We start from the raw sequence: 25,301 nt of genomic DNA, 5'->3' as shown, positions 1-25,301 counted from the left end.
AGTAATGTAGGAGGATATCAGAGATGCGACTGGTTTATACGGAAATTGGGCAGGACTTAACAAGCCTTCTGATCAAGGAGGCGCTAGCGATGACAGCAGAGGGGCGTCGGGTCTTTTACATTGCGCCCAACTCCCTGTCTTTTGAAAAGGAACGAGCGGTCTTGGAGTTGCTGCCAGAGGGCGCGTCTTTTGACGTACTGGTGACGCGGTTTGGTCAGATGGTGCGCTATGTGACCCTCAACCAGGTAGAAGTTAAGGAAAGCATAGACGAGACGGGGCTGGCCATGCTCTTTTACAGGGCCCTATCGAGCCTGTCTGAGGATGCCTTGACGGTTTATGGCCGGCTCAAGCAGAACATGGATTTTATCCAGCAGTTGGTAGCCCTTTACAAGGAGTTGCAAGGGTCTGGGTTGACCATAGCAGAGCTGACAAGGCTTGATTCGGCGGAAAAGCAGGCTGACTTGCAGGTCATCTTTCAGGCTTTTTACAGCCTGCTGGATCGGGAAAACTATGAATCACAGAGCAAGGTCCAAACCCTGACCAAGGAAGTGGAGGCAGGTCTTCTAAAGGCTGACTTTGACCAGATGGCCTTGGTCATCGATGGCTTTACCCGTTTTTCGGCAGAGGAAGAAAACTTGGTCAAGGTACTTGAGGCGCAGGGAGTACCGATTGTGATTGGGACCTATGCCAGCCAGGCAGCCTATCAGGCCAATTATATCTCTGGCAATCTTTATCAGGCTGGGGTGGATTTTCTCCGTCATTTGGCCCAAACCTTTGCCGTTAAGCCTGACTATATCTCAGGTGACGAGGAGATCGACAGCTCTCTGCACCGCATTTCCCAAAAGTTCGCCAGTCACTATGATTATAGCGAGGACGAATTAACCTTGACCGAAGCGGACAAGGAGCGGGTGACCCTTTGGGAGGTGGTCAGTCAGAAGGAGGAGGTTGTCCATGTGGCCAAGGCCATCCGGAGGCACCTGCATGAGGGCTATCGCTATAAGGATATTTTGGTCCTGCTGGGAGATGTGGACAGTTATCGCCTGCAGATTGGCAAGATTTTTGACCAGTACGAGATTCCCTATTACCTGGCCAAGACTGAGTCCATGAGCCAGCACCCGCTGGTGACGTTGGTGGATAGCCTGCTTAGGCTCAAGCGCTACCGCTGCCAAGGCGAGGATTTGCTTAATCTCCTTAAGACCGGGCTCTATGGGGATATGACGCAAGACGAGCTGGACCACTTTGAGCAGTATGTCCAGTTTGCCCAAGTTAAGGGCTGGACACGCTTTTCTCGGGCCTTTCAGGCCAATAGCGGTGCTAAGTTTGATCTGACTCAGCTCAACCGATTGCGTGAGGAGATCCTGCCGCCGCTCGTGGGGCTCTTGCAGGCCAAGCCTCAGACGGGACGGCAGTTCTTGGAGAGCTTGTCACAATTTCTGACGGCGGTGCAGTTGCCGAAGAATTTAGCCCGTCTGGTGCAGACAGGGTCGGAGCAAGACCGCGAGCAGGCGCAGCAGGTCTGGGAGACCTTCAGTCGGATTTTAGGTCAGTTTGAGGCCATCTTTGGCACCGAGACCATCTCGGTGGAAGAAGGGTTGAGTTTGGTATTGTCTGGCATGCTGTCGGCCAACTATCGGACGGTGCCTGCCACCGTCGATGTGGTCAATATCAAGTCCTATGACCTCATTACCCCTAGGGCTAACAAGCTGGTCTTTGCGATCGGGCTCAGCCAGAGTAACTTTCCAAAGCTGGGCAAGAATACCAGCCTGATTTCAGATGAGGAGCGTCAAGCCAACAATGAGGTGGCTGGAGAAACAGTCTTAGAAGTTCTTGCTCGAGAACAGGGCAAACGCAATCACTTCACCGCCTTGTCGCTCCTCAATGCGGCGACTGAGCACCTGGTGCTCTCGACGCCTCAGCTCTTCAAGGAGACAGAGGAGCAGGTGTCGCCCTACCTGAGTCAATTGGAGGCCATGGGACTTCCCAAGGTTGAAAAAGGGCGAGCTAGCCTTGAAGCCAGTCCAGCAGATGTCGGCAACTACAAGGGCCTCCTGTCTCAGGTAGTCGAGCTGAATCGGGCGGACTGGGCAGAGGAGATGAGTGCAGACGACCAGACCTTCTGGTCAGTGGCAGTGCGTTACCTGAGAAAGAAATTGGCCGATTCAGGGTTGGCCCTGCCGGAGGCAGGGGCGACACCAAGCTTAGCGACTCAGCCGCTGGCCAAGGACACGCTCAGCCGCCTCTTCCCAGAGGACAAGCCTCTGCGCTTGTCGGCTTCGAGTTTGACCGATTTTTACAATTCAGAATACAAGTATTTCCTGCGTCACATTTTACGCCTGGAAGAAGTCCGCTCAATCGTGCCGGATGCCAGAATCCACGGGAACTACCTCCACAAGGTTTTTGAGGAGGTCTTATCGGATACTGGGACAGGCGACTTTGACCGCAAGGTCAGTCGGGCCCTAGAGAAGACCAGTCAGCTGGCGGAGTTTAGGGATGTCTACCAAGAATCCAGCGAAACGGCTTATTCCCATGAGGTATTGGCTGCTATCGCTCAGGCGACAGCGACGGCTCTAAGAGACGATAGCTTGGTGACGACAGTCGGTGAGGAAAGCTCCTTTGAGAAACATCTGCTCTTGCCGCAAGGCAAGCCACTCAACATTGTCGGTAAGATCGACCGCATCGACCAATTAAAAACAACCGCAGCACTGGGCGTGGTGGACTATAAGTCTAGTCCGCAGTCCTTTAAGATGGCCAACTTTTACAATGGCCTGAGCCCGCAGCTCATGACCTATGTCATGGCCATGCGGGACAATCCGCATTTGGGACTTGAGGAGAAGGTTTTTGGGGCCATGTACCTACACATGACTGACCCAGTGGTGCAGCTCAGCAAGGTCAAGGATTTGGATGCGATTTTGAAGGCCAGTGAGACCAGCCTGCAGTTTAAGGGACTCTTTGACGCGGAGGCTAGCCAGGGTTTGACTGGCCAGTACGGCAAGACGGCGAGTACGACCTTTAGCCCTGAGGAGATGGGGATTTTAACCCAGCATACGGAGCATCTCTATCGTCAGGCAGGTAGTTGGATTTTAAAGGGGCATTTTGCCATCAACCCATATAGCGCTGATGGGCGCTCGGTGGCGGGTGATCAGTACAATAGCATCACGCACTTTGAGGCGGACCAGCACCTAGGTCAGGCGCGGTTTTTGGCCAAATTGGGCCGGAAGAAAGAAGACTGGCTGAGCCAGATGAAAGGAGGAGAAGACTGATATGGGATTTGAACCATTTTTAAGCCCAGTGGAGATTGAGGCCTTGCAGCTAGCAGAAGCCCAGTCGGACAAGGTCCAAAAGCGGACTGCTGAGCAGATTGAGGCTATCTATACTCATGGTAACAATGTCCTGGTATCGGCATCAGCGGGTTCGGGCAAGACCTTTGTCATGGTCGAGCGCATCATTGACAAGATCAAGCGAGGCGTCAAAGTCAACGAGCTTTTCATTTCGACCTTTACGGTTAAGGCGGCTGGAGAGCTTAAGGAACGCTTGGAGAAGAAGCTCTCGGCTGAAATTGGCCAAACCACGGATCCTGACCTCCTCCAACACTTGTCCGCCCAGCTGGCGGATGTCCAGACGGCTGATATCGGGACCATGGATGCCTTTACCCAGAAATTGGTCAATCAGTACGGTTACCTGATTGGGATTGCCCCGCAATTTCGGATTCTGACCGACAAGAGTGAGCAAGACCTGCTCAAGCAAGAAGTCTTTAGCCAGCTGTTTGAGACCTATTATCAGGGGGAAGACAGGGTTGTCTTTTCCCGTCTGGTTCAGAATTTCTCTGGCAGCAGCAAATCGACCAAGGCCTTTCAGGCCATCGTAGATAAGGTCTACAGCTTTACCCAGTCGACGGCAGACCCAGCTGGCTGGTTGCAGGAGACCTTTTTGAAAGGCTATGAAGATTTCCAGACGGAGGCGGATTTGCCAGCCTATGTCAAAGATAATCTGGTCAACAAAATGCGTCAGGCGGCCCAAAACTTGGAAGACTTGACCAATTTGCCAGACTACAAGCAGGTGACAGCCAAGGGAACGCCGACAGCGACCTACCAGAAGCACGAAATCATCTTCACGCAGCTCTATGAGTGGAGTGCAGCGCCAGATGTCTTTCCGAGTCTGAGTGACCTGGCCCAGGCCGTTAAGGCCGTTATCCCCGCAGGGGATGACGTCACCGTCAGCAAGGTAAAGTACCCGATTTTCAAAGCCCTGCATGCAGACCTGATCGATCTCCAGCACTTGACGACCATCCTGGCATATCAAGGCCAGGCCTTGCCAATGCTCCGTTGTCTGCGAGACTTTGTGGCGGATTTTTCAGCGGCTTATCTGGAACGCAAGATTCAGGAGGGGACCTTTGAGTTTTCAGACATCAGCCATTTTGCCATTCGGATTTTAAGGGAATTTGGTGAGGTCAGAGACCTTTATCAGGCGCGTTACCACGAGGTCATGGTCGATGAGTATCAAGATAACAACCATACCCAAGAAGCCATGCTCGATTTGCTCTCGAATGGCTCCAATCGCTTCATGGTGGGCGACATTAAGCAGTCTATCTACCGTTTCCGTCAGGCGGATCCACAGATTTTCAACCAAAAATTCAAGCTCTATCAAGACAATCCAGCTGACGGCAAGCTCATCCTGCTCAAGGAAAACTTCCGCAGTCAAGGAGAGGTCTTAGACAGTACCAATGGGCTCTTTAGCCACCTCATGGATGAGGAAGTCGGGGATATTCGCTACGATGGCACCCACATGCTGGTAGCGGGTAGCGACCGGCAAAAAGTGGCTAATCCTGACCATGTGACCGAGTTGCTTATCTACGACACGGACAGCGAAGAGGAGAGCCTTCTCAGTGAGAGCGATACAGATGAGACTGACTTTGGCCTAGGCCTCAACGAGGTCAATCTGGTTATCAAGGAAATCATCCGCCTCCACAATGAAGAGCAGGTCGCCTTTGAAGACATCACGCTACTCGTGCCTTCGAGGACACGCAACAACGGGATTTTAGCGGCCTTTGCCCAGCATGGGATTCCCCTTGTCGCAGACGGGGGCGAGCAACACTACCTCAAATCCTTAGAAGTTCAGGTCATGCTGGATACCCTGCGGGTCATCAATAATCCGCTTAATGACTATGCTCTCGTGGCGCTCTTGCGCTCGCCCATGTTTGGCTTCAACGAAGACGAGCTGGCCCGCCTGGCCCTCCAAATCCGTGAAGGGCAACAGGCAGCCAACCTTTATGAAAAACTACAGGCAACTCTTGCCAAGCGAGGGGAAGCCCAAGACCTGATCCGTCCAAGTCTTTTGGCTAAACTACAGGGCTTTGACGATACCTTGCAATCTTGGCGCCAGGCCGCTCGCCTGCGCAGTCTTCATGACCTCATTTGGCAGATCTACAATGACAAGTTTTACTACGACTATGTCGGTGCCCTGGTCAATGGCGAACAGCGCCAGGCCAACCTCTATGCTCTGGCTCTGCGGGCTGACAGCTATGAGCGAACAGGTTTCAAGGGCTTGTCACGCTTTGTGACCATGATTGACAAGGTCCTTGCCAGCGACAATGACCTAGCCGATGTCCCAGTTAGCCTCCCTAAAAATGCGGTCCAACTCATGACCATCCATAAGAGTAAGGGATTGGAGTTTAAGTACGTCTTTCTCCTCAATATGGACAAGTCCTTCTTTAGCAATAGGCGTGAGCAAGCCTCACCCCTCCTTATCAGTCGAGACAAGGGGGTCGGCATCAAGCTGATTGCGGACATGAAGGACCAGTTTGGTGATGCGACCAAGCTCCCTCGGGTTCGTGTCAGCATGGATACCCTGCCTTATCAAGTGAATCGCCGTGAAGAGCGGATCAATGCCCTGTCTGAAAGCATGCGCCTCCTCTATGTGGCCATGACCCGGGCCGAAACCAAGCTCTATCTGGTCAGCAAGGGCAGTCAAGAGAAGTTAGCTAACCTATACGACAGCAAGTCGGACCGTGGCTTTCTGCCCGTCGCAACCAGAGAATCTCTGGAGTCCTTCCAAGCCTGGTTCTTGGCTGTTCAGGAAGCATTCGGCGCCAAAGACAACCTCCACTACAAGGTTCGTTACGTCGGAGCTGACGAGCTGACTGCAGCAGCTATCGGCAGGCTGACGCAAGCGCAGGCTATTACACCTGACCAGATGGCCGATAACCGCCAATCCACGGACATAGCTGCCATGCTGGACCAGCTAGAAGCCGTGGACAAGCTCAATCAGCGCTACCAAGCAGCCATTACCCTGCCGAGTGTGCGGACCCCCAGCCAGATCAAGGCCTTCTACAAACCTGTCCTTGACGAGGAAGGCTTGGATATCATGGAAGAACTCACAGCAGACAAGGACCTAGAGCTGGCCTTTGACCTGCCGACCTTCGGTACGGACGCCCCTGTCACAGGGGCAACTGTCGGATCCGCCCTCCATGGCTTCATGCAGCAGGTCCCATTGGACAAGCCAGTTAGCCTAGCAGATCTTGAAGGTCTGGCCGACCAGCTCCGCTTGCCTGAAGCCATCCGCGCTCGACTGGATTTCCAGAAAATCCTTGATTTCTTAGAGACGGATCTCGGACAACTCCTCAAGATGCATGCTGCTCAGGTCAAGCGCGAAGCGCCCTTTGCTATGCTGGTCAAGGATTCAGCCAGTCAAGAGGATTTTGTGGTTCGTGGGATTGTGGACGGTTATCTGGTCCTTGATGACCGCATTGTCCTCTTTGACTATAAGACCGATCGCTACCAGCAATCACAGGTAGTGATTGAGCGGTACCGTGACCAGATGGCTCTCTACGGGCAAGCCCTGTCACGCGCCTACGGAATTAGCCAGGTGGACAAGTATCTGGTCTTGCTCGGAGGGGCTAAGCTTGAAGTGGCTACCGTAAAGTCATAGTAACATTTGTTCAAGGAAAAAACCGATAAAGGAGACCCTATGTTACACCTATCCAATATTCAAAAAGCCTTTCAAGACACGGAGGTCTTAAAAGGCTGTGATTACCAGTTTGAAGCTGGCAAGATTACAGGGATTCTGGGGCGTAATGGTGCCGGAAAGACGACTCTTTTTAACATCGTCAACCAAGAACTCGATGCGGATCAAGGGCAGGTCAGCTGGGTTCAAGAAGGAGCCACACGTTCATTGACCTCCAAAGACGTCGGTATGGTTTTTGCGGAAAACTACCTACCTGATTTCTTGACAGGCTACGAGTTTGTCCAATTTTTCTTAGATTTACATGGAACTGAGGAGAGTTTGAGCCCAGATGAGTGTTTGGATATGGTGGCTATTGGTCAGGAAGACCGCCACCGGATTATAAAGGGGTACTCGTCAGGCATGCAGAGCAAGCTGTCCATCTTAGCAGTGGTCATCATGCAGCCTCCTGTTATTTTACTAGACGAACCGTTGACATCAGTAGATGTAGTGATCGGTATTCAGCTTAAAAAATTACTGAAGACCTTAAAGCCTGGGCGCGTGATTTTGCTGTCGACACACATCTTGCAATTGGCTACAGACCTCTGTGACCAAGTGGTTCTCCTAAAAAATGGGAAGCTCCATCCCCTTGATTTGGATACGCATGATCCTGAATTTGAAGCGCGTCTCCTAGAAGAATTAGAGGACGGGGACAGCCATGACTAATCTGAAACTCTTTCGATTTATCTGGAAACTGAGTGTTGTCCAAGGGTATAACCAATTGATTTATTGGCTCCAAAAGCTACCGATTCTTGGAAAGTATGTTCCCAATTCTGCCTACAGAGGGCAATCGGTCAAGTGGTTTTTACAGCTGATTGGAGCAGTTCACCTCGTTACGAAGTCTATTTTGCAAACACTCATCTACCTATTGATTTTGAGTGGTCTAGCCTTATGGCTTAGCGAGTTACCGTTCAATAGCTTAGAGCATTCCCATCTATTTTGGCTTTTGTTGATGGTCGCTAGTCTCTTTTGGGGTTCAGCGATTCAAGGACTTTTAGTCGACAGTAACGACCAAGAAAGTTTGTTGGCCATCAGGGTTTTCCGGCTACCTGTGAAACGCTATTATTTATTAAAACTGGGATTGGATAATCTTCTCCATCTCTTGATATTTGCAGGCATTTTATCTTGGTTTGGGGTACAAACTATCGGCACTGCCCTATCTGCTTGGAGCTTCACCCTGTTTAGCCTAGGCACACGACTGGCCTTGCAAACAGGCCTCCTCTTTCTTTATCAGTTAGGCCACCCTTTTCCAACGAGACGGCCAGTTCTGTACAGCTTAATGTGGGTCTTGTTTGGGCTTATCTTAGGCGGCTTGCTCTATTTTTTGGAGTTAGCTGAGGTGATTAGGGCCTTATACAGCCCTTGGGCGGCGGTTATTGGCGTGGTATTGACCTTAGGTGCTCTCTTTGTTTTAAAGAAAACGCCCCAATTGGAAAAGGTTTGTCGACGCCTGGTTACCTTATCCAATTTGCAAGCTGGTGACAAAGAAGCCCTTGGGGCAGTTGATTTAGAGGTGACAGACAAAGATTATCATGTCGATATATCGGTTACATCGGGAGATCAGAGAAGAAGCAGTCAAGGGATTGTTTATCTCAATGCCCTTTTTTATGACCGATTAGGGCCTCACTTGAAAAAACGGGTCCTATTAAAGTGCCTTTTTGTTAGTCTGCATTTGCTTGTTGCTATCATTCTTCTTTTAATCTTTAAGCCACAGCCAGTGCAATCTTTAAAGAACTTACTTTCTTTTATTCTTCCCTTAAGTCTGATGATAGATTATTTTATCTATTCCAGTGAGTATTTTACACGCTTTTGCTTTTACCATTTAGACCGAAAACTCTTGAAATATTCGTTCTACCGCCAACCCGATATGGTCATCTCGTCCTTAAAGATTCGGTTTAAAAAGGTAGTAAGGCTTCATCTGCCTATTTTGCTGATTGTTTTCGTCGGCATGATTGTTATTTACGTTTTAGTTGGTGGTCGTTCACTCGTTGATTTGGTGTTCATCTTACTGATAGAGACTGTTATCATGCTGTTTTTCAGCTTTCATCATTTGATCTTGTACTACCTCATTCAGCCCTTTACCGAGTCCATGAAAACCAAAAGTCCTGCCTACAATATCATTAATGGAGTCACATACTTTTTATTCTTTCAGTTTCACCGTGTAACACAGGGAGTGCCAATGCTTTTTGTCTGGATCCTACTAGGCATCATTATTCTCTACATACCATTTGGGTTATGGGCTGTGATGACCTTTGCTTCCAAGCGTTTCCGGTTAAGAAATTAATAGCATTCGCCCAGAATAGAACCGATAGGAACAATCAAAAATACCTTGAGCAAAATTGCTCAAGGTATTTTCTTACTCTGTTAGCGCGATACGCGACGACGAGCTGCTTTCTTGCGATTTTCCTCGATGAAAGCTTCTTTTTCTTCTTCAGGTTTAATCACTTTTTTGTTGAAGGTATAAACTGCACCAGCTACGGCTGCAACTGTTCCTACGATACCTGCTGTGATTCCTTTTGCAAAACTATTTTTGGCCATGATAGTCTCCTTTCCGCTGTAAGGTGTTGTGGTGAAATCATCTCTAATGATCACTGACTTTTTGTCTGCCTCACATCTTGTGTTATAATAAATAATAGCGAAAAATACGAGAATTTTCAAGGAAAAAGATGAAAAAAAAGGTAATAACGGTCTTAGGACCGACAGCGGTCGGAAAGACAGCTTTAGGGATTGAGTTGGCTCAGCTATTTAATGGTGAAATTATCTCAGGCGATAGCCAGCAGGTCTATAAAAACCTAGACATTGGGACAGCCAAAGCTACGCCAGAGGAACAAGCTGCTGCCCGTCACCACCTGATCGATGTCAGAGAGGTGACCGAAGGTTACTCTGCCTTTGACTTTGTTCAAGAAGCTCAACTGGCCATTGAGAAAATTACAGGGCGAGGGAAATTACCCATCATTGTCGGAGGGACTGGTCTTTACTTACAAAGTCTTTTAGAAGGCTACCATCTAGGCGGGCAACTGGATCAGGAACAGGTGCTTGTCTATCGAGCAGAATTGGAACTCTTGTCCGATCAGGAACTGATTGAACAGCTAGAAACTGCTGCCATTACCTTGGAGCAGTTTACGCGACGCCGGGCCATTCGGGCCTTGGAATTACAGCGTTTTGGAGAGGAGTTGACCAATACAGAGCCCCCTTATGAGGTGCTTCTGATTGGTCTCAGCGATGCGCGTGATTTGTTGTATGAGCGAATCAATCAGCGCGTGGATCGGATGGTGGAAGCAGGGCTTTTGGAAGAAGCCAGATGGCTCTATGACAACCATCCTGAGGTCCAGGCGACACGTGGTATTGGCTACAAGGAACTCTTTCCCTACTTTGCTGGTGAAGCAGCCTTGGACGTATGTTTGGAACAACTCAAGCAAAATAGTCGTCGCTTTGCCAAGCGTCAGCTAACCTGGTTTCGTAACCGCATGGCTGTTGACTTTTATCAAGCCTCTGAGCCAGATACCAAGGAAAATATTCTCCGAGCCGTGCGAGATTTTTTGGAGTCCTAGAAAGAAAACCTATGATAGAAACTGAGAAAAAAACAGAACGTGTAATCTTGGTCGGCGTAGCCCTTCAAGATTCTGAAAACTTTGACATGTCCATGCAGGAGTTGGAAAACCTTGCCCAGACTGCCGGTGCAGAGGTTCAGGGCGTTTATGTCCAAAACCGTGATCGTTATGACAGCAAGACCTTTATCGGATCAGGCAAGTTGGATGAGATTGCCCAAATGGTAGAAGCTGATGAGATCGATACTGTCATTGTGAACAACAGGTTGACGCCTCGTCAAAACATCAACCTTGAAACCATCTTAGGCGTTAAGGTCATCGACCGGATGCAGTTAATTTTAGATATCTTTGCCATGCGAGCCAGGAGCCATGAAGGAAAACTTCAGGTTCATTTAGCTCAGCTCAAGTATATGTTGCCCCGTTTGGTCGGCCAAGGCATCATGCTCAGCCGTCAGGCGGGTGGTATAGGGAGTCGTGGTCCAGGTGAAAGCCAGTTGGAGCTCAATCGTCGCTCCATCCGCAATCAAATCCATGACATTGAACGCCAGCTGAAGCTGGTGGAGAAGACCCGATCGACGGTCCGAGAAAAACGTCTGGAGTCAGGTGTCTTCAAACTGGGGCTTATTGGGTATACCAATGCTGGAAAATCCACCATTATGAATACCCTCAGCAAGAAAGACCAGTATGAGGCAAATGAACTCTTTGCGACCTTGGATGCCACGACCAAGCAAATTCAGCTCAAAGACCATTTTCAGGTTACTTTGACGGATACGGTTGGCTTTATTCAGGATCTACCGACAGAGCTGGTTTCAAGCTTTAAGTCGACCTTGGAAGAAAGCCGTCATGTGGACCTGTTGCTCCATGTTATTGACGCGTCTGATCCAGACCATGCTACGCAGGAAGAAGTCGTCCTTGGAATCCTCAACGATTTGGACATGCTGGACATCCCACGCTTGACCATCTACAACAAGGCTGACCTGACAGAAGACTTTTTACCTACCTTATCCCCGCATGTTCTCTTATCCGCCAAGGCGCCAGACGCCAAGGAAAGGCTCCAAGAGATGATTTTGGCTAAAATTCGAGAAATGGCCGAGCCCTTTAGTCTGACGGTGCCCTTTGCCAAGTCTTACCTCCTTCACGACTTGTCCCAATTTGCTATTATTGACCAACGTGAGGTGACTGAGACAGGAGAAGTAGTCTCAGGACTCATCATGGCCGCTAATCGCTGGCGCTTGGAGGTTTTCTATGACTGATTACCTGGCTCTTGCCATGACTTACGGGGGCTTTACCAGCTTAGACAAGGTTTATTTAGGGGGTCTTTTAAAGAACAAGTCGCCTGAGGACAGGATGAAAGCCATCACACCTCCGCCCAGTGTCTTAAATGCTTATTTTACTGAGATATATGATAAGCAAGGCCCTCAAGCAGCAACCAACTATTATTGGGAGCTGTCTAGAGCATTAGATCTATTCCCTTCTCATCCGTCTTTTGCAGAAGAATTTCCCTTTGTCCGTCTGAATCTAGAAGGTAAGGCCTACGGCTTTGCCTATCTGTCTAGGGATTCAGAAAAAGCACTGGTTTTTGCTGAGCAGGCAGAATCAATCACAGAAGCCTTACTGATCCAGCTAGCGCAACTCTTTCCCCATTACCAGATCTTTGAAGAGGCTGGTCAGATTTGGATGATGCCTGCTGAGGAAGATCATTTTGACTGGGTTTATCAAGACGGAGCCAGTAGTCTGCTGGTCGATCTCTGGATAGCAGATAAGGCGGTTAAGCTGTCAGGCTATAATACCGAGGATTTGCTCCAACTCGCCCAAAACTACCAGGGGATGAGGCGCTATCAATTCACGGACAATCAACTCATTATATACATTACCCATTAGAAAGTAACACATGCACATTCAATTTTTAGGCACATCGGCAGGTCAACCCTCCAAGATGCGCAATGTTTCCAGTCTCGCTCTTAAACTGCTCGATGAAATCAATGAAATCTGGCTGTTCGACTGTGGGGAAGGCACACAAAACCGTATTTTAGAGACGACCATTCGTCCCAGAAAAATCTCAAAAATCTTTATCACCCATCTCCACGGAGACCATATTTTTGGTTTGCCAGGCTTTCTATCCAGCCGTTCTTTTCAGGCCAATGAAGAACAAACGGATTTGGATATTTATGGACCAGTCGGTATAAAAAGTTTTGTCTTGACCAGTCTTAAAGTAACAGGCACTCGACTACCTTACAAATTGACCTTTCATGAATTAGAGGCTGACCAGCTCGGACTGATTATAGAGACCGATAAGTTTAAGGTTTATGCAGAAAAACTGGACCATTCGGTTTTTTGTATCGGATACCGTATTATCCAAAAGGACTTAGAAGGCACCTTGGATGCCGAAGCTTTGAAAGCAGCAGGTGTCCCTTTTGGGCCCCTTTTTGGTCAGGTAAAAAATGGCCACAATGTCACGCTGCCAGATGGCCGTGAGATTATCGCATCAGATTATCTGTCGCCTCCGCGTCCTGGAAAGGTTGTCACCATTTTAGGAGATACCCGCCTTACAGATGCCAGTGTCCGTTTAGCGGTCAATGCCGATGTCTTGGTCCATGAGTCCACCTATGGTAAGGGAGACGAGAAGATTGCTCGAAAGCATGGGCACTCTACTAACATGCAGGCAGCAGAAGTAGCTCGCGCAGCTGGCGCTAAGCGTCTCCTTTTAAACCATGTGTCAGCTCGTTTTCTCTCTCGGGACATCAAGCAGCTCCGTCAGGATGCGGCCACCCTTTTTTCGAATGTCTATGTGGTTAATGACCTGGAGGAATTTGACGTATGAGGACCATTATCATCACTGGGGCAACCGGTGGGCTGGCTCAAGAAATCATCAAGCAATTGCCAGAGGAACAGTTAATTCTAACAGGACGCAGTCTTGAGAAATTGACCGCCCTCTACCAAAACAGACCGCGGACCCAATTGGTCCAGCTGGACTTGACTGATAATGCTGCACTTGAGCAGTTCGTGGTAGACGTGTATCAGACTTATGGGCACATTGATGTCCTCATTAACAATGCTGGGTTTGGTGACTTTAAAGTCTTTGACCAAGTAACAGACAGCGAAATCAGAGCCATGTTTGACATTGATGTCTTTGCCCTCATGGCCTTGTCACGTCTCGTCGGCAAAGAGATGAAGCAACAGAGACATGGGCAGATAATCAATGTTTCTAGTGTCTTGGGGCTCATGGCAACCAGTAAGTCCACAGTCTATGCAGCAGCCAAGTTTGCTGTGACAGGATTTTCCAATGCCTTGCGGTTCGAACTGGTAGACCATGGCGTGACGGTCACGACGGTTAATCCTGGTCCTATTCGCACAGGCTTTTTTGACCTGGCAGATCCATCTGGAGATTACCTCAAGCGGGTTGACCGCTATGCCCTCAATCCAGACCAGGTGGCTCGGCGAATTGTTAAAACGATCGGGACAAGGAAAGGCGAGGTGACTCTGCCATTTATTCTGAAGGCTGCCCATCGTCTCTATACCTTATTTCCAACCATCGGGGACTATCTCGCTCGTAAAGCCTTTAATTATAAGTAGGTTCAGGTATGAAAAAAGATATTTCTTATGTTTTATGGGGGCTGTTTTGGATAGCAATTGGCCTGGGATTGATGGTTCGACGGGAGCCTTTTGTCGATAGCATGGTCTATATAACAGGTGTCAGTATTTTTTTACTGGGTCTCTTTAAGTTTCCAGAAGCTCTGTTTGCGACCAAAAAATTTCCCCAATTAAAGCATAAGCTCTTTCATTGGGGTGAAGGGCTTCTTCACCTTTTGATCGCCAGTTTAATCGTCTTTATTAGTCCTTACTCAGCGGTTTGGCTGGCAAGATTGGTAGGGCTCTATCAAATGGTTTTAGGCTTGATAGCACTGGTTAATTATTTGATTTTGCGAAGCGATAGGGTTCCTCGTCGTTTAAACCAGTTGATGATTGCCTTTTATAACCTCTTTTTTGGCCTGCTCAGCCTTTTTAACCAATACGATGTGCAAGGGACCTTGTTTCGCTTGGGAATCTATTTGATTTTTGTAGGGCTGACCTCGATTAATGATGGCCGTCGGATTTTGATCTCGCAAGAGAGAGAAACTCGGTTTAATCGGAAGATTCGTATCAGTGTCCCAGTTATTTTTACCATGTTCTTGCCGCATGGGATGATGACCAAGATAAATGCCTTTATCAATGATGAGTTAGACCTGACTCCTCAAATAGAGGCGGATGAAGCCTTAAAGGCTCGTAAAAATGTGCCGGGCATACCAGATTTAAAGGTTTTTATTCATACCGCTAAAACAGGTTTTAATACGGTGGGACACTGCGATATCAGTTATCAAGGCCGAATCTACACCTTTGGGAATTATGATGTGGACTCGGAAAGGTTGTTTGGAACCATGGGAGATGGGGTCTTAGTCGAAACAAATGAGACGTCCTATATTGATTATTGCTTAAGAGAGGCCGACAAGACTCTTTTTGAATACCAGTTGGTGCTAGATCCTCAGCAACGCCAAGCTTTCGAGGCTAAATTAGCAGACATCAAACAGCTTACTGTTCCTTGGGAGCCAACCTCTGAGACACAAAAGGCTAGCTATATGGGACAATTACAGGTGATTCATGGGGCTAGTTTTTCAAAATTTAAAACAAGTCGCTTCAAGACCTACTTTGTTTTAGGAACTAATTGTGTGCTCTTAGCGGATGAATTGATTGGGACAGCAGGTTTGGATTTGATCCGGATGGCTGGTATCATAGCCCCTGGGTCCTATTTTGACTATCTCGAAAAGGAATACGAAAACCCCAATTCCATCGTGGTTGGGATGGCCGTTCATAGCTCAGAAATACGGGCTTTGCAAGAAAAAACAAGAAAAACGTTTACATAAAAAGCTCTATTTCAATAGCTTGCCAAAGCATTGGATTTTGTGTAAACTAGATTAATGAATCACCCTTTCGGTCACGAAAGGAACACGTCGGGAGCGAGATAAGCTGGAAAGATCCAGCTTATTGCGCTCCTCTATCTTTGTCTTAGGAGGTATTATGCGCTTTATTTGGTCTTACTTGAAAAAACATCCCAAGCTCCTCGCTCTTGATATTTTTGGAGCTTTTATGTTTGTTCTCGTCAACTTGGGTTTACCAACAATCTTGGCCCGAATGATTGATGAAGGGTTGATTGATAATAGGCCTGATCGTTTGTATTATTGGGCAGTCGTCATGTTAGGTGTCATTATTGTCGGTGGCTTAGGCCGGGTTGTGTTAACCTATGCTTCTAGTAAAATGACCACAACAATGATTAAGGATATGCGGGCAGACCTTTATGAAAAAATGCAAGCCTACTCCCACCATGAATATGAGCAGATTGGGGTGTCTTCTCTGGTAACACGGATTACCAGCGATGCCTTTGTCCTCATGACTTTCGCAGAGCAGGGACTTCGTATGGGGGTTATCACCCCCTTGATGATGGTCTTTTCTATGGTTATGATCATTCTTTCAAGTCCATCTTTAGGCTGGGTTGTTGCGCTTTGCATTCCTTTCTTAGCAGCGACTGTATGGTATGTGGCTTCTAAAACAGGACCCTTATCGGAAAAGCAACAAACCACACTTGATCGGATTAACCAATATGTTCGTGAAAATCTAACCGGTTTGCGGGTCATTCGTGCCTTTGCCCGTGAAGAGTTTCAAGAAGAACGGTTTGGTGAAGCTAATGAGACTTATACATACACTTCGAGCAGTCTTTTTCGCTTGACGGGTTTGACAGAGCCCCTCTTTGTTCAAATCATTATTGTGATGATTGTCCTCATTGTCTGGTTTGCCTTACCTCCGATTAGTCGCGGAACCTTGCAAGTTGGTAATTTGGTAGCCTTTATCGAATATGCCTTTCATGCCTTGTTTTCTTTCCTCATGTTTGCGAATCTCTTTACCATGTACCCACGGATGGCTGTATCTGCTAAACGTCTCAAAGAAGTGATGGATATGCCAATATCGATTGATCCTAATGAAGGTGGTGTCACTGAAACGGAAACCAAGGGGTATCTGGAGTTTGACAATGTTACCTTTGCCTATCCTGGTGAGACAGAAAGTCCCGTCTTACAAAACATTAGCTTTAAAACCAAGCCTGGTGAGACCATTGCCTTTATTGGATCAACTGGCTCAGGGAAGTCTTCCTTGGTTCATCTGATTCCACGCTTTTACGATATCACGTTTGGCCGTATTTTAGTGGACGGGGTAGATGTTAGGGACTACAACCTCAAGGCGCTCCGCCAAAAGATTGGGTTTATTCCCCAAAAAGCTCTGCTCTTTACAGGCACAATCGGGACGAATCTGCGTTACGGAAAAGAAGATGCTACTCTTAATGAGCTCGATCAAGCGGTCGATGTCTCTCAGGCAGAGAACTTTGTCAAATCGACTGAAAAAGGCTATGACCACCATCTGGCAGAAGGAGGTAGCAACCTCTCAGGTGGGCAAAAACAACGCCTGGCTATCGCCCGTGCGGTCGTTAAAAAGCCTGATATCTATATCTTTGATGATAGTTTCTCAGCGCTTGACTACAAGACAGATGCTGAATTGCGACGCCGGCTCAAAGAAGTGACTGGCGATGCGACTGTGCTTATTGTGGCTCAACGCGTTGGGACCATTATGAATGCGGATCAGATCATCGTTCTTAATGAAGGTGAAATAGTTGGTCGTGGGACCCATGAGGAACTGATGGTCTCAAATGACATCTACCGTGAAATTGCCGAAAGCCAACTCAACAATCAAAGTTTAACGGAAGGAGATGCCTAGTATGAAAACAGAAAATGCCTTTAAACGCCTTTGGCACTATTTAAAAAATTACCGTGGTTCTCTCTTTCTTGCCATCTTTTTCAAGGTTTTAAGTGCTGCAATGAATGCCCTTGAGCCACTTATCTTTGGTTTGATCATCACTGAGATTACCTTTAATGTCAGAGACATGCTTGCTGGTGTAGACGGTGCAGCAATCAATTACCGTTATATCATCATGGTTTTAGTGGTTTATTTTATCCGTGGAGGCCTTTATTCTCTGGGTTCTTGGTTTGCTAATGTCTTTATCACAAAAGCAGTACAATCAACCATACGAGATCTCCGTAATGAGATGAGCCACAAGATTAACAGCATCCCAACCTCTTACTTTGACCGTCATCAGTTTGGGGATATGCTTGGACGGTTCACTTCAGATATAGAAACGGTATCTAACGCTCTGCAACAGTCCTTTTTACAAATCGTTAATGCCATTTTGACAGTAGTTCTTGCAGTCTCCATGGCGGTTTATATCAATCCAGGTCTTTCCCTTATTGTCATTTTGAGCATTCCCTTGACCTACTTTTCAGCCCGTTTTATCATGGGCAAATCCCAGCCATATTTCAAACGTCAGGCCAAAATTTTAGGAGACATGAACGGCTTTGTTCAGGAAAACTTGACCGGTTTTAATGTTATTAAACTGTATGGCCGTGAAGACCATTCAGAAAATGAGTTTGGCGATATTCTAGATGATTTACAGGCGACGGGTTTCAAAGCTAGCTTTACCTCAGGAATCATGATGCCAGTTCTTTCAACCATCTCAAACCTAGCCTACCTTGCTGTAGCTCTTCTTGGTGGTTTCCAAGTTCTGGCAGGAACCTTGACGGTCGGTAATCTTCAAGCCATGGTCCAATACGTTTGGCAGGTCAACCAACCCATTCAGACCATCACTCAGCTAGCGGGTATTTTACAGTCTGCCCAGTCTTCCTTGGAACGTATTTTTGCCGTTCTAGACGAACCAGGTGAAGCTTCAGTTGTGACTGAGACCCTTGAGGCCCCTTTAACCGGACAGGTTTCCTTCGAGCAGGTGGATTTCCAATACTTGCCAGACAAGCCCTTAATCCGTGATTTCAACCTTGAGGTCAAACCAGGTGAGATGGTCGCTATTGTTGGCCCAACTGGAGCAGGTAAGACGACCTTGATCAACCTTCTCATGCGTTTCTACGATGTGACATCAGGTGCCATCAAGGTTGATGGCCATGACATCCGTAACTTGTCCCGTCAAGAATACCGTAAGAACTTTGGCATGGTCTTGCAGGACGCTTGGTTGTATGAAGGGACCATCAAGGAAAACCTGCGCTTTGGTAATTTGGAAGCGACGGATGAAGACATCATTGCTGCTGCAAAAGCTGCCAATGTCGATCACTTTATCCGAACACTACCAGGTGGTTACAACATGGAAATGAACCAAGAATCCAGCAACATTTCCCTAGGACAAAAGCAACTCTTGACCATTGCGCGTGCCTTGCTGTCTGACCCTAAAATCTTGATTCTGGACGAAGCGACGTCTTCTGTCGACACCCGTCTGGAACTCTTGATTCAAAAGGCCATGAAGCGCCTCATGGAAGGCAGAACCAGCTTTGTCATTGCCCATCGCTTGTCAACCATCCAAGAAGCAGATAAGATTTTGGTGTTAAAAGATGGTCAAATCATCGAGCAGGGAACCCACACCAGTCTCCTTGAAGACAAAGGGTTCTACCATGATCTCTATTACAGCCAATTCGCTAAATAGTGCTCAAGGGAGTGGGACAAAATCGGTAACCGAATAGATTCGATTTTGTCGTCCCACCCCCGCACAGTTGAGTAGGGCTGTAAAAGCTGATAAAATCAGCGAATTAGGGGCCACTCAACCACTGCGTCTTGTTTAACTGATAATAAATTATTAAGAGGCTAGGACTTTTGTCCCAGCCTCTTTTTGCATGCTTACTTTTTCTCTCAAAAGCGGTCAGCATTGCATTAGACAGGCTTTTTCGCTATAATAGAAAGGATGAAAATAGAGATTGCCCTTAGAGGAGAAAATCCAATGTAGAACAATGAGTTCACCATTGAAACCGACCACGCTATTAACAGAAATGAGACACAGATGAACTTACAAGACGAAATTAAAAAACGCCGCACCTTTGCGATTATCTCTCACCCGGACGCGGGTAAGACAACTATGACTGAGCAACTCCTCTATTTTGGGGGTGAAATCCGTGAAGCGGGTACTGTTAAGGGGAAAAAAACCGGAAACTTTGCCAAGTCTGACTGGATGGATATCGAGAAACAACGGGGAATCTCAGTAACCTCATCCGTCATGCAGTTTGACTATGACGGCAAGCGGGTCAATATCCTGGATACCCCAGGGCACGAAGACTTCTCAGAAGATACCTATCGGACCTTGATGGCGGTGGATGCTGCGGTCATGATTGTCGATTCGGCGAAGGGTATTGAAGCCCAGACCAAAAAACTCTTTGAGGTTGTTCGCCACCGCAACATTCCAGTCTTCACCTTTATCAACAAGTTGGACCGTGATGGCCGTGAACCCCTTGATCTCTTAGAAGAGCTTGAAGAAGTCCTAGGTATTGCCAGCTATCCCATGAACTGGCCTATTGGTATGGGGAAATCCTTTGAAGGCCTTTATGACCTTTTCAACAAACGCTTAGAACTCTACAAGGGTGAGGAGCGCTTTGCCAGCTTTGAAGATGGCGACAAGCTCTTTGGTAACAACCCATTTTATGCCCAAGTTCTCGAAGACATCGAACTCCTCTCGGAAGCCGGTAATGACTTTTCAGAAGAAGCTATCTTGGATGGCAAACTGACGCCGGTTTTCTTTGGATCTGCCTTGACCAATTTTGGGGTGCAGACTTTCCTTGAAACCTTCCTTAAATTTGCCCCAGAACCGCATGGTCATAAAACAACCGATGACCAGGTCATCGACCCACTCAATCCGGATTTTTCAGGTTTTGTCTTTAAAATCCAGGCCAACATGGACCCTCGTCACCGTGACCGGATTGCCTTTGTCCGTGTGGTCTCAGGCCAGTTCGAACGCGGTATGGCAGTCAATATACCACGGACAGGTAAGGGTGCTAAGCTGTCTAATGTGACCCAGTTTATGGCGGAAAGCCGTGAAAATGTGGAAAATGCGGTCGCTGGCGACATCATTGGGGTATACGATACAGGTACCTACCAGGTAGGGGATACCCTGACCGTTGGCAAGAACAAGTTTGAGTTTGAACCCCTACCAACCTTCACTCCTGAAATCTTTATGAAGGTGGCAGCCAAGAACGTCATGAAGCAAAAATCCTTCCACAAGGGCATTGAGCAACTGGTGCAAGAAGGGGCTATCCAGCTCTATAAAAACTACCAGACTGGCGAGTACATGCTAGGTGCTGTCGGCCAGCTCCAGTTTGAAGTTTTCAAACACCGCATGGAAGGCGAGTACAATGCTGAAGTTGTCATGACACCGATGGGCAATAAAACGGTTCGTTGGATCAAGCCTGAGGACTTGGACGAGCGGATGAGCTCTAGCCGTAACATTTTGGCCAAAGACCGCTTTGACCAGCCTGTCTTCCTTTTTGAGAATGACTTTGCCTTGCGCTGGTTTGCGGATAAGTACCCGGATGTTGTTTTAGAAGAGAAGATGTAAGCTTTAAATCCACACGCTAAAGAATGTTCCTAGGAATTCACTCCCAAAGGAGCATTCTTTTTTAAAAAGCCCTCTGCTCGAGCAATCAAGAAATGAGAAGAGCTTGCTCATTTTTTGAAAGAGGGTATAATAGCAACCATTAAGAAAAAGGAGACTTTTATGGATCGCAACTGGATCGACAATTTGCCCAAAGTAGACTTACACTGCCATCTGGATGGCTCAATACCACTAGCAACTCTTGAGGCAATAGCTGAAAAGGATAGTCTCGTTTTTGACGCTAACAAGGCTGTGGCTCCAGATAAATGCACCGATTTGGCAGACTATCTGACCTGTTTTGATGCCATTTTGCCTTTGCTGCAAACAGCTGAGAATCTGGAACTGGGTACTTATGCTCTAGTAGAAAGCTTAGCAGCAGAACAGGTGCAATACGCTGAAATCCGTTTCGCCCCATTATTGCATCGGCACCAAGGCTTGACCATCGCCCAAGTGATATTAGCCGTTTGTCAGGGAATTTCCCGGGCTCGTCAAGAGTTTGACATCCAAGTGAACCTCATAATTTCTGGCATGCGCCACCATAGCGAGGAGCAAAATCTAAGCTTGGTCCAGGAGGCTATCCAGCAATCCTTTCCTTATCTGGTCGCCTTTGATGCAGCCGGAGATGAGGCTTCTTATGATAATCAAGTCGTGGCCAACTATATTAAAGCAGCCAAGGAGGCAGGATTTGCTATTTCCCTCCATTCAGGCGAATGTGGATGTGCCCACAATGTCTATGAGGCTATGCAGTTAGGAGCATCTAGGATAGGACACGGGGTTGCCATCGCAGATAATCCTAAGATTTTAAATCACGTCGTTCAAGAGGGAATTGTTCTAGAACTCTGTCCGATCAGCAACCTTCAAACCAATGCGATCCCCTCATGGTCTACCTATCCCTTGCAGTTTTTCTTAGATCAGGGTGTCAAGTGTACAATTAATACGGACAATCGTACGGTGTCGCAGACTACATTGACTAGAGAATTTCTAACCTTAAGTAAGCAGTGCGGGCTCACAAGAAAGCAAGTGGAGAAGTTGTCTTATATTGCTATTGAGGCTAGCTTTGCAGACGAAGTTACCAAAAGTCATCTAAGGGATAGACTTGATAGTTATTTGAGAAACGAATAAAGGGTATGCTATCTTAAAAAGGTTGTGGGACAGCTTTTCTTAAGGATACCACTAAAAAACGTCGATTCCATAAATAATGGAGTCAACGTCTTTTGGTATTTTCTGTTTTAGGGGACTGTTATTTTTGCATGGCTGCTATGTCAATTGCACTGACTAAGGCAACAACGATGAGAGGATCGGCTGTCGGGTCAACGATATCGCATTCATAGCCACCACCTTGTAATAAGCCCTGTTTGCCGATTTCGGCAATCATTTGCCCAGCTTCGCCTTTTATCGTGTACTGACGCGTCAGGAATTTACCCTCTAATTTCCAATCAAGACCTGAAATCGTAAACTTCGGTGTTACGGAGACAGTCTTTTTCTTGATATTGGCTATTTTATCATCACCTTTAAAGATATCATAGTTATAGGTTAAGCCAACTCTTTGCTTAATTTGGGCTAACTCATTATCAGAAGCGTCTGTAATACTGCTTTTAGCTCCAAACATCAGGTTTTTACTACGAACTTTATAGACCAAGGTCTCGGCCTCATCATAAATATCTAACGCATGTTTTACCAAAGAACCTGTTAATTGAAAAACTAACTTCATGTTAATCTCCTAAATGAATAATGTTTTAAATCACTATAGCATAGGTTTCTGAAGACTGGCAAATGATTTGATTTTCAAACGATTTAAAAGTAAGCTACTGTTAGAGTTTTAAGAGAAGATCTTGGACATTAAAACTCCAAACGTAAGCGTAGCTCACGTTTGGAGTCTCAGTTAGTCAGTAGAGTTGTTTTTCTTTCGGTTAAATAAGGGTAGATCCATATTAGCCATCTTTTCTTCGGAGATTTTCATACCGTCAGACACCCATTTGACCAAGGTCGAAACAATGGCTGAACTCCAAAAGGAATTGAGATAAGACTCTGTTTCAGTTGCTTCATTGGATCGCGTTCCCTTATCTGGTTTACTGAGAAAGTCAGATACCATGGAGCTCATTTTTTTCTCTAGATTATGCTGAAAGGCAACACGGAGGAGACGGGCCTCTTTTTTAGCTTCTTGAAAGAGGGTTAGCCAAGAAAACGGAGCGTTTGGTTTCTTAGCAGAAGCTTTCACTTCCTTGAACATGCGTCTCACCACTTTATCTAGCATTTCTTCTAGCATCTGTTCTTTCGATTGATAGTTGCGGTAAAAAGCATTTCGAGAAACACCAGCCTTCTCAACAAGTTCAGAAATCGAAATTTTGGCGAGCTCTTTTTTTTCCAATAGAAATAGCAGAGCTGTTTCTAACGATTCTCTGGTAATTTGATTGGCTTCTTTGTTATGTTCTTGGAGGTGTTGTGTCGACTTTTTTTTAGTTTGCGTATCGGGCATGACACTTCCCTTTCTTTTGTGACATCATAGGGTATTCCCTCTATATAAAATCGGGAGGCCATGATATAATTTTAATGAGAAATGCTATAAATGTCAAATCAAAATTGAAGTGATAAAGGGAAAATTATGACCTGGAAAATTATTGCGGATTCCTCAAGTGAATTCAAGACACTAGATCAGTTACCAAATGCTACACAATACGAGCGTGTTCCTTTGACAATTTCTGTTGGAGACCAGACCTTTGTGGATGATGCGCAACTCGATATCGACCATATGATGGAAGTGATGTATGCCTCCTCGACAGCAGCCAGCTCAGCCTGTCCTAATACCGAGGATTACCTCCAGTCCTATCAAGGATCTGATAAGATTTTTGTCGTCACTATTACTGGAACACTTTCTGGGAGTTTCAATGCTGCCCGTGTTGCAGCAGAAATGTACAAGGAAGACCACCCAGACGCTCAAATTCATCTTATTGACTCAAAATCTGCGGGTGGTGAAGTGGATTTGATTGTCTTAGAGTTGAGACGCTTGATTAGTGAAGGCTTATCTTTCGATGAAATTGTTCAAAAGATTACGGACTATCAAAACAAAACGAAGCTTATCTTTGTTCTAGCTAAGGTAGATAACCTGGTTAAAAATGGCCGTCTCAGCAAGGTTGTGGGAGCAGTTGTTGGTCTTCTTAATATTCGCTTGGTCGGTGAAGCAAGCGCTGAGGGCACCTTAGAAATGCTTCAAAAAGCGCGTGGCCATAAAAAATCTGTGGCAGCTGCTTACGATGAAATGATTAAATCAGGTTATAAGGGTGGTAAAGTGATTATTGCTCATCGAAACAATGTCAAATTTGTGGACCAAATCTCTGAGTTGATTACATCTAACTTTGCTCAAGCAGATATTCAGGCTTATCCTACCTCAGGTCTTTGCTCCTTCTATGCGGAAGAAGGCGGTCTTTTGATGGGCTATGAAATTTAAGGTAAGTCCCGTAAGAAAATTTAACATTTAAGAAAGTGTCAGTTTAATAATTGACACTTTTTGTGTTCTGTGATAAACTGATGTTAGCTTTAAAACTAACAAAAAGGAGAATGCTATGTTTCAAGGAGAACGTCTCAAGAACTTACGGCAAGAACGCCAACTCAAACAAACAGACATGGCTAGACGTTTAGGGATCAGTCGCGCCTCATATTTTAATTGGGAATCGGGCAAGACAAGGCCAAACCAAGCCAATTTGAAACGCCTGAGTGAGATCTTAGGTGTAGCAGAGACCTATTTTTTCTACGATGATGCGATTACTGAGATTTATGCTCAGCTGACTCCTACCAATCAGGAGAAAACAGTGACATATGCTAGTGATTTACTAGTTGCACAGAAGGTTACGCCTCTTATCGAGCCGACAACTGACGTAGAAAAACCAAGATACGCCTACAAGGTCTATGAAAAAATGTCTGCTGGTACAGGATTTAGCTATTTTGGCGATGGCAATTATGATACGGTATACCATGATGAAGAAATCCCACATGACTTTGCCTCTTATGTTTTTGGGGATTCCATGCTACCGCAATTTTTAAATGGTGAAGTCGCTTTAATTCGTCAAGGATCCTTTGATTATGATGGAGCTATTTATGCTCTTGAATGGGATGGTCAAACCTATATTAAAAAGGTTTATCGAGAAGAAGATGGTCTTCGACTGGTTTCTCTCAATAAAAAATATGCGGATAAATTTGCCCCCTATGATGAAGACCCGCGTATAATTGGCAAGATTGTTGGTCATTTTATGCCGATGGAGTTTCAATAA

At 46.6% G+C, this 25,301-nt stretch carries 19 protein-coding genes; 16 read left to right on the top strand and 3 right to left on the bottom strand.

Translation table 11 applies throughout. The features are described 5' to 3' along the window. Positions 1 to 23: 23 nt before the first annotated feature. The 4 genes from rexB to J2S23_RS05190 are packed head-to-tail and all read left to right on the top strand — an operon-like array spanning position 24 to position 9,280. Complete coding sequence (rexB, locus tag J2S23_RS05205; protein ID WP_307121692.1) at positions 24 to 3,260, top strand: ATP-dependent nuclease subunit B; 3,237 nt, start codon at positions 24 to 26, stop codon at positions 3,258 to 3,260. Position 3,261: 1 nt separating this feature from the next. Further along, positions 3,262 to 6,924, top strand: a complete 3,663-nt coding sequence (gene addA / locus J2S23_RS05200; RefSeq protein WP_307121691.1) for a helicase-exonuclease AddAB subunit AddA — start codon at positions 3,262 to 3,264, stop codon at positions 6,922 to 6,924. 39 nt (positions 6,925 to 6,963) lie between these two features. Beyond that, positions 6,964 to 7,662, top strand: a complete 699-nt coding sequence (locus J2S23_RS05195) for an ATP-binding cassette domain-containing protein (RefSeq protein WP_307121690.1) — start codon at positions 6,964 to 6,966, stop codon at positions 7,660 to 7,662. Further along, a complete protein-coding gene (locus J2S23_RS05190; RefSeq protein WP_307121689.1) occupies positions 7,655 to 9,280 on the top strand; it encodes a hypothetical protein in 1,626 nt (541 codons plus the stop codon). Before J2S23_RS05195 ends, J2S23_RS05190 begins: the two co-directional genes overlap by 8 nt. An 80-nt stretch (positions 9,281 to 9,360) precedes the next feature. Here J2S23_RS05190 and J2S23_RS05185 read toward each other — a convergent pair whose 3' ends face one another. After that, positions 9,361 to 9,534 carry a DUF3042 family protein gene (locus tag J2S23_RS05185; protein ID WP_307121688.1) on the bottom strand — a complete coding sequence of 58 codons (174 nt, stop codon included), beginning with the start codon at positions 9,532 to 9,534 and terminating at the stop codon, positions 9,361 to 9,363. 128 nt (positions 9,535 to 9,662) lie between these two features. Here J2S23_RS05185 and miaA point away from each other — a divergent pair, with 128 nt between their 5' ends. The 10 genes from miaA to add all read left to right on the top strand — a co-directional run bounded on the left by miaA (position 9,663) and on the right by add (position 22,158). Then, complete coding sequence (gene miaA, locus J2S23_RS05180) at positions 9,663 to 10,547, top strand: tRNA (adenosine(37)-N6)-dimethylallyltransferase MiaA (protein WP_307121687.1); 885 nt, start codon at positions 9,663 to 9,665, stop codon at positions 10,545 to 10,547. An 11-nt stretch (positions 10,548 to 10,558) separates the two neighbouring features. Further along, positions 10,559 to 11,797 (top strand): GTPase HflX, encoded by a 1,239-nt coding sequence (gene hflX / locus J2S23_RS05175; protein WP_307121686.1) that lies wholly within the window; start codon positions 10,559 to 10,561, stop codon positions 11,795 to 11,797. After that, positions 11,790 to 12,425 (top strand): cystathionine beta-lyase, encoded by a 636-nt coding sequence (locus tag J2S23_RS05170; protein WP_307121685.1) that lies wholly within the window; start codon positions 11,790 to 11,792, stop codon positions 12,423 to 12,425. The genes hflX and J2S23_RS05170 overlap by 8 nt, the downstream gene beginning before the upstream one ends. 10 nt (positions 12,426 to 12,435) lie before the next feature. Then, positions 12,436 to 13,365 carry a ribonuclease Z gene (gene rnz, locus J2S23_RS05165; protein ID WP_307121684.1) on the top strand — a complete coding sequence of 310 codons (930 nt, stop codon included), beginning with the start codon at positions 12,436 to 12,438 and terminating at the stop codon, positions 13,363 to 13,365. Further along, on the top strand, positions 13,362 to 14,117 hold the full coding sequence (locus tag J2S23_RS05160) for an SDR family NAD(P)-dependent oxidoreductase (protein ID WP_307121683.1): 756 nt from the start codon (positions 13,362 to 13,364) through the stop codon (positions 14,115 to 14,117). The genes rnz and J2S23_RS05160 overlap by 4 nt, the downstream gene beginning before the upstream one ends. A gap of 8 nt (positions 14,118 to 14,125) precedes the next feature. After that, positions 14,126 to 15,442 (top strand): HdeD family acid-resistance protein, encoded by a 1,317-nt coding sequence (locus tag J2S23_RS05155; RefSeq protein WP_307121682.1) that lies wholly within the window; start codon positions 14,126 to 14,128, stop codon positions 15,440 to 15,442. 154 nt (positions 15,443 to 15,596) lie between these two features. After that, a complete protein-coding gene (locus tag J2S23_RS05150) occupies positions 15,597 to 17,339 on the top strand; it encodes an ABC transporter ATP-binding protein (RefSeq protein WP_307121681.1) in 1,743 nt (580 codons plus the stop codon). Between the two features lies 1 nt (position 17,340). Then, a complete protein-coding gene (locus J2S23_RS05145; protein ID WP_307121680.1) occupies positions 17,341 to 19,104 on the top strand; it encodes an ABC transporter ATP-binding protein in 1,764 nt (587 codons plus the stop codon). A 351-nt stretch (positions 19,105 to 19,455) separates the two neighbouring features. After that, positions 19,456 to 21,000 (top strand): peptide chain release factor 3, encoded by a 1,545-nt coding sequence (locus tag J2S23_RS05140; RefSeq protein WP_307121679.1) that lies wholly within the window; start codon positions 19,456 to 19,458, stop codon positions 20,998 to 21,000. 159 nt (positions 21,001 to 21,159) lie between these two features. After that, the gene (add, locus tag J2S23_RS05135) at positions 21,160 to 22,158 is read left to right on the top strand and encodes an adenosine deaminase (RefSeq protein WP_307121678.1); all 999 of its coding nucleotides are present in this window, start codon (positions 21,160 to 21,162) and stop codon (positions 22,156 to 22,158) included. 118 nt (positions 22,159 to 22,276) lie between these two features. On the opposite strand, the gene J2S23_RS05130 is transcribed toward add, so the two are convergent. Then, entirely contained in the window at positions 22,277 to 22,747 is a 471-nt protein-coding gene (locus J2S23_RS05130) for an LURP-one-related family protein (protein WP_307121677.1), read from the bottom strand. Positions 22,748 to 22,918: 171 nt separating this feature from the next. Beyond that, positions 22,919 to 23,512: a TetR/AcrR family transcriptional regulator gene (locus tag J2S23_RS05125; protein WP_307121676.1), complete on the bottom strand. Its 594-nt coding sequence runs from the start codon at positions 23,510 to 23,512 to the stop codon at positions 22,919 to 22,921. A 126-nt stretch (positions 23,513 to 23,638) separates the two neighbouring features. On the opposite strand from J2S23_RS05125, the gene J2S23_RS05120 reads away from it, so the two are divergent. Together J2S23_RS05120 and J2S23_RS05115 are read left to right on the top strand one after the other, a co-directional pair. Next, positions 23,639 to 24,481, top strand: a complete 843-nt coding sequence (locus tag J2S23_RS05120) for a DegV family protein (RefSeq protein ID WP_307121675.1) — start codon at positions 23,639 to 23,641, stop codon at positions 24,479 to 24,481. Positions 24,482 to 24,596: 115 nt separating this feature from the next. Further along, entirely contained in the window at positions 24,597 to 25,301 is a 705-nt protein-coding gene (locus tag J2S23_RS05115; RefSeq protein WP_307121674.1) for an XRE family transcriptional regulator, read from the top strand.

The organism is Streptococcus moroccensis, assembly GCF_030812835.1.
Taxonomy (GTDB): Bacteria; Bacillota; Bacilli; order Lactobacillales; family Streptococcaceae; genus Streptococcus; species Streptococcus moroccensis.
Note: the sequence above shows the minus strand (reverse complement) of the source record. Positions and strands in the feature narration are given on the sequence as shown.

Excerpts from the sequence above, each read along its gene's own strand:
- J2S23_RS05125 (WP_307121676.1), bottom strand. The coding sequence starts at position 23,512 with ATGCCCGATACGCAAACTAAAAAAAAGTCGACACAACACCTCCAAGAA.
- J2S23_RS05150 (WP_307121681.1), top strand. The coding sequence starts at position 15,597 with ATGCGCTTTATTTGGTCTTACTTGAAAAAACATCCCAAGCTCCTCGCT.
- J2S23_RS05185 (WP_307121688.1), bottom strand. The coding sequence starts at position 9,534 with ATGGCCAAAAATAGTTTTGCAAAAGGAATCACAGCAGGTATCGTAGGA.
- J2S23_RS05145 (WP_307121680.1), top strand. The coding sequence starts at position 17,341 with ATGAAAACAGAAAATGCCTTTAAACGCCTTTGGCACTATTTAAAAAAT.
- add (WP_307121678.1), top strand. The coding sequence starts at position 21,160 with ATGGATCGCAACTGGATCGACAATTTGCCCAAAGTAGACTTACACTGC.
- J2S23_RS05160 (WP_307121683.1), top strand. The coding sequence starts at position 13,362 with ATGAGGACCATTATCATCACTGGGGCAACCGGTGGGCTGGCTCAAGAA.
- hflX (WP_307121686.1), top strand. The coding sequence starts at position 10,559 with ATGATAGAAACTGAGAAAAAAACAGAACGTGTAATCTTGGTCGGCGTA.
- rnz (WP_307121684.1), top strand. The coding sequence starts at position 12,436 with ATGCACATTCAATTTTTAGGCACATCGGCAGGTCAACCCTCCAAGATG.
- J2S23_RS05120 (WP_307121675.1), top strand. The coding sequence starts at position 23,639 with ATGACCTGGAAAATTATTGCGGATTCCTCAAGTGAATTCAAGACACTA.
- J2S23_RS05170 (WP_307121685.1), top strand. The coding sequence starts at position 11,790 with ATGACTGATTACCTGGCTCTTGCCATGACTTACGGGGGCTTTACCAGC.
- J2S23_RS05155 (WP_307121682.1), top strand. The coding sequence starts at position 14,126 with ATGAAAAAAGATATTTCTTATGTTTTATGGGGGCTGTTTTGGATAGCA.
- J2S23_RS05130 (WP_307121677.1), bottom strand. The coding sequence starts at position 22,747 with ATGAAGTTAGTTTTTCAATTAACAGGTTCTTTGGTAAAACATGCGTTA.
- J2S23_RS05195 (WP_307121690.1), top strand. The coding sequence starts at position 6,964 with ATGTTACACCTATCCAATATTCAAAAAGCCTTTCAAGACACGGAGGTC.
- rexB (WP_307121692.1), top strand. The coding sequence starts at position 24 with ATGCGACTGGTTTATACGGAAATTGGGCAGGACTTAACAAGCCTTCTG.
- J2S23_RS05140 (WP_307121679.1), top strand. The coding sequence starts at position 19,456 with ATGAACTTACAAGACGAAATTAAAAAACGCCGCACCTTTGCGATTATC.
- addA (WP_307121691.1), top strand. The coding sequence starts at position 3,262 with ATGGGATTTGAACCATTTTTAAGCCCAGTGGAGATTGAGGCCTTGCAG.
- J2S23_RS05190 (WP_307121689.1), top strand. The coding sequence starts at position 7,655 with ATGACTAATCTGAAACTCTTTCGATTTATCTGGAAACTGAGTGTTGTC.
- J2S23_RS05115 (WP_307121674.1), top strand. The coding sequence starts at position 24,597 with ATGTTTCAAGGAGAACGTCTCAAGAACTTACGGCAAGAACGCCAACTC.
- miaA (WP_307121687.1), top strand. The coding sequence starts at position 9,663 with ATGAAAAAAAAGGTAATAACGGTCTTAGGACCGACAGCGGTCGGAAAG.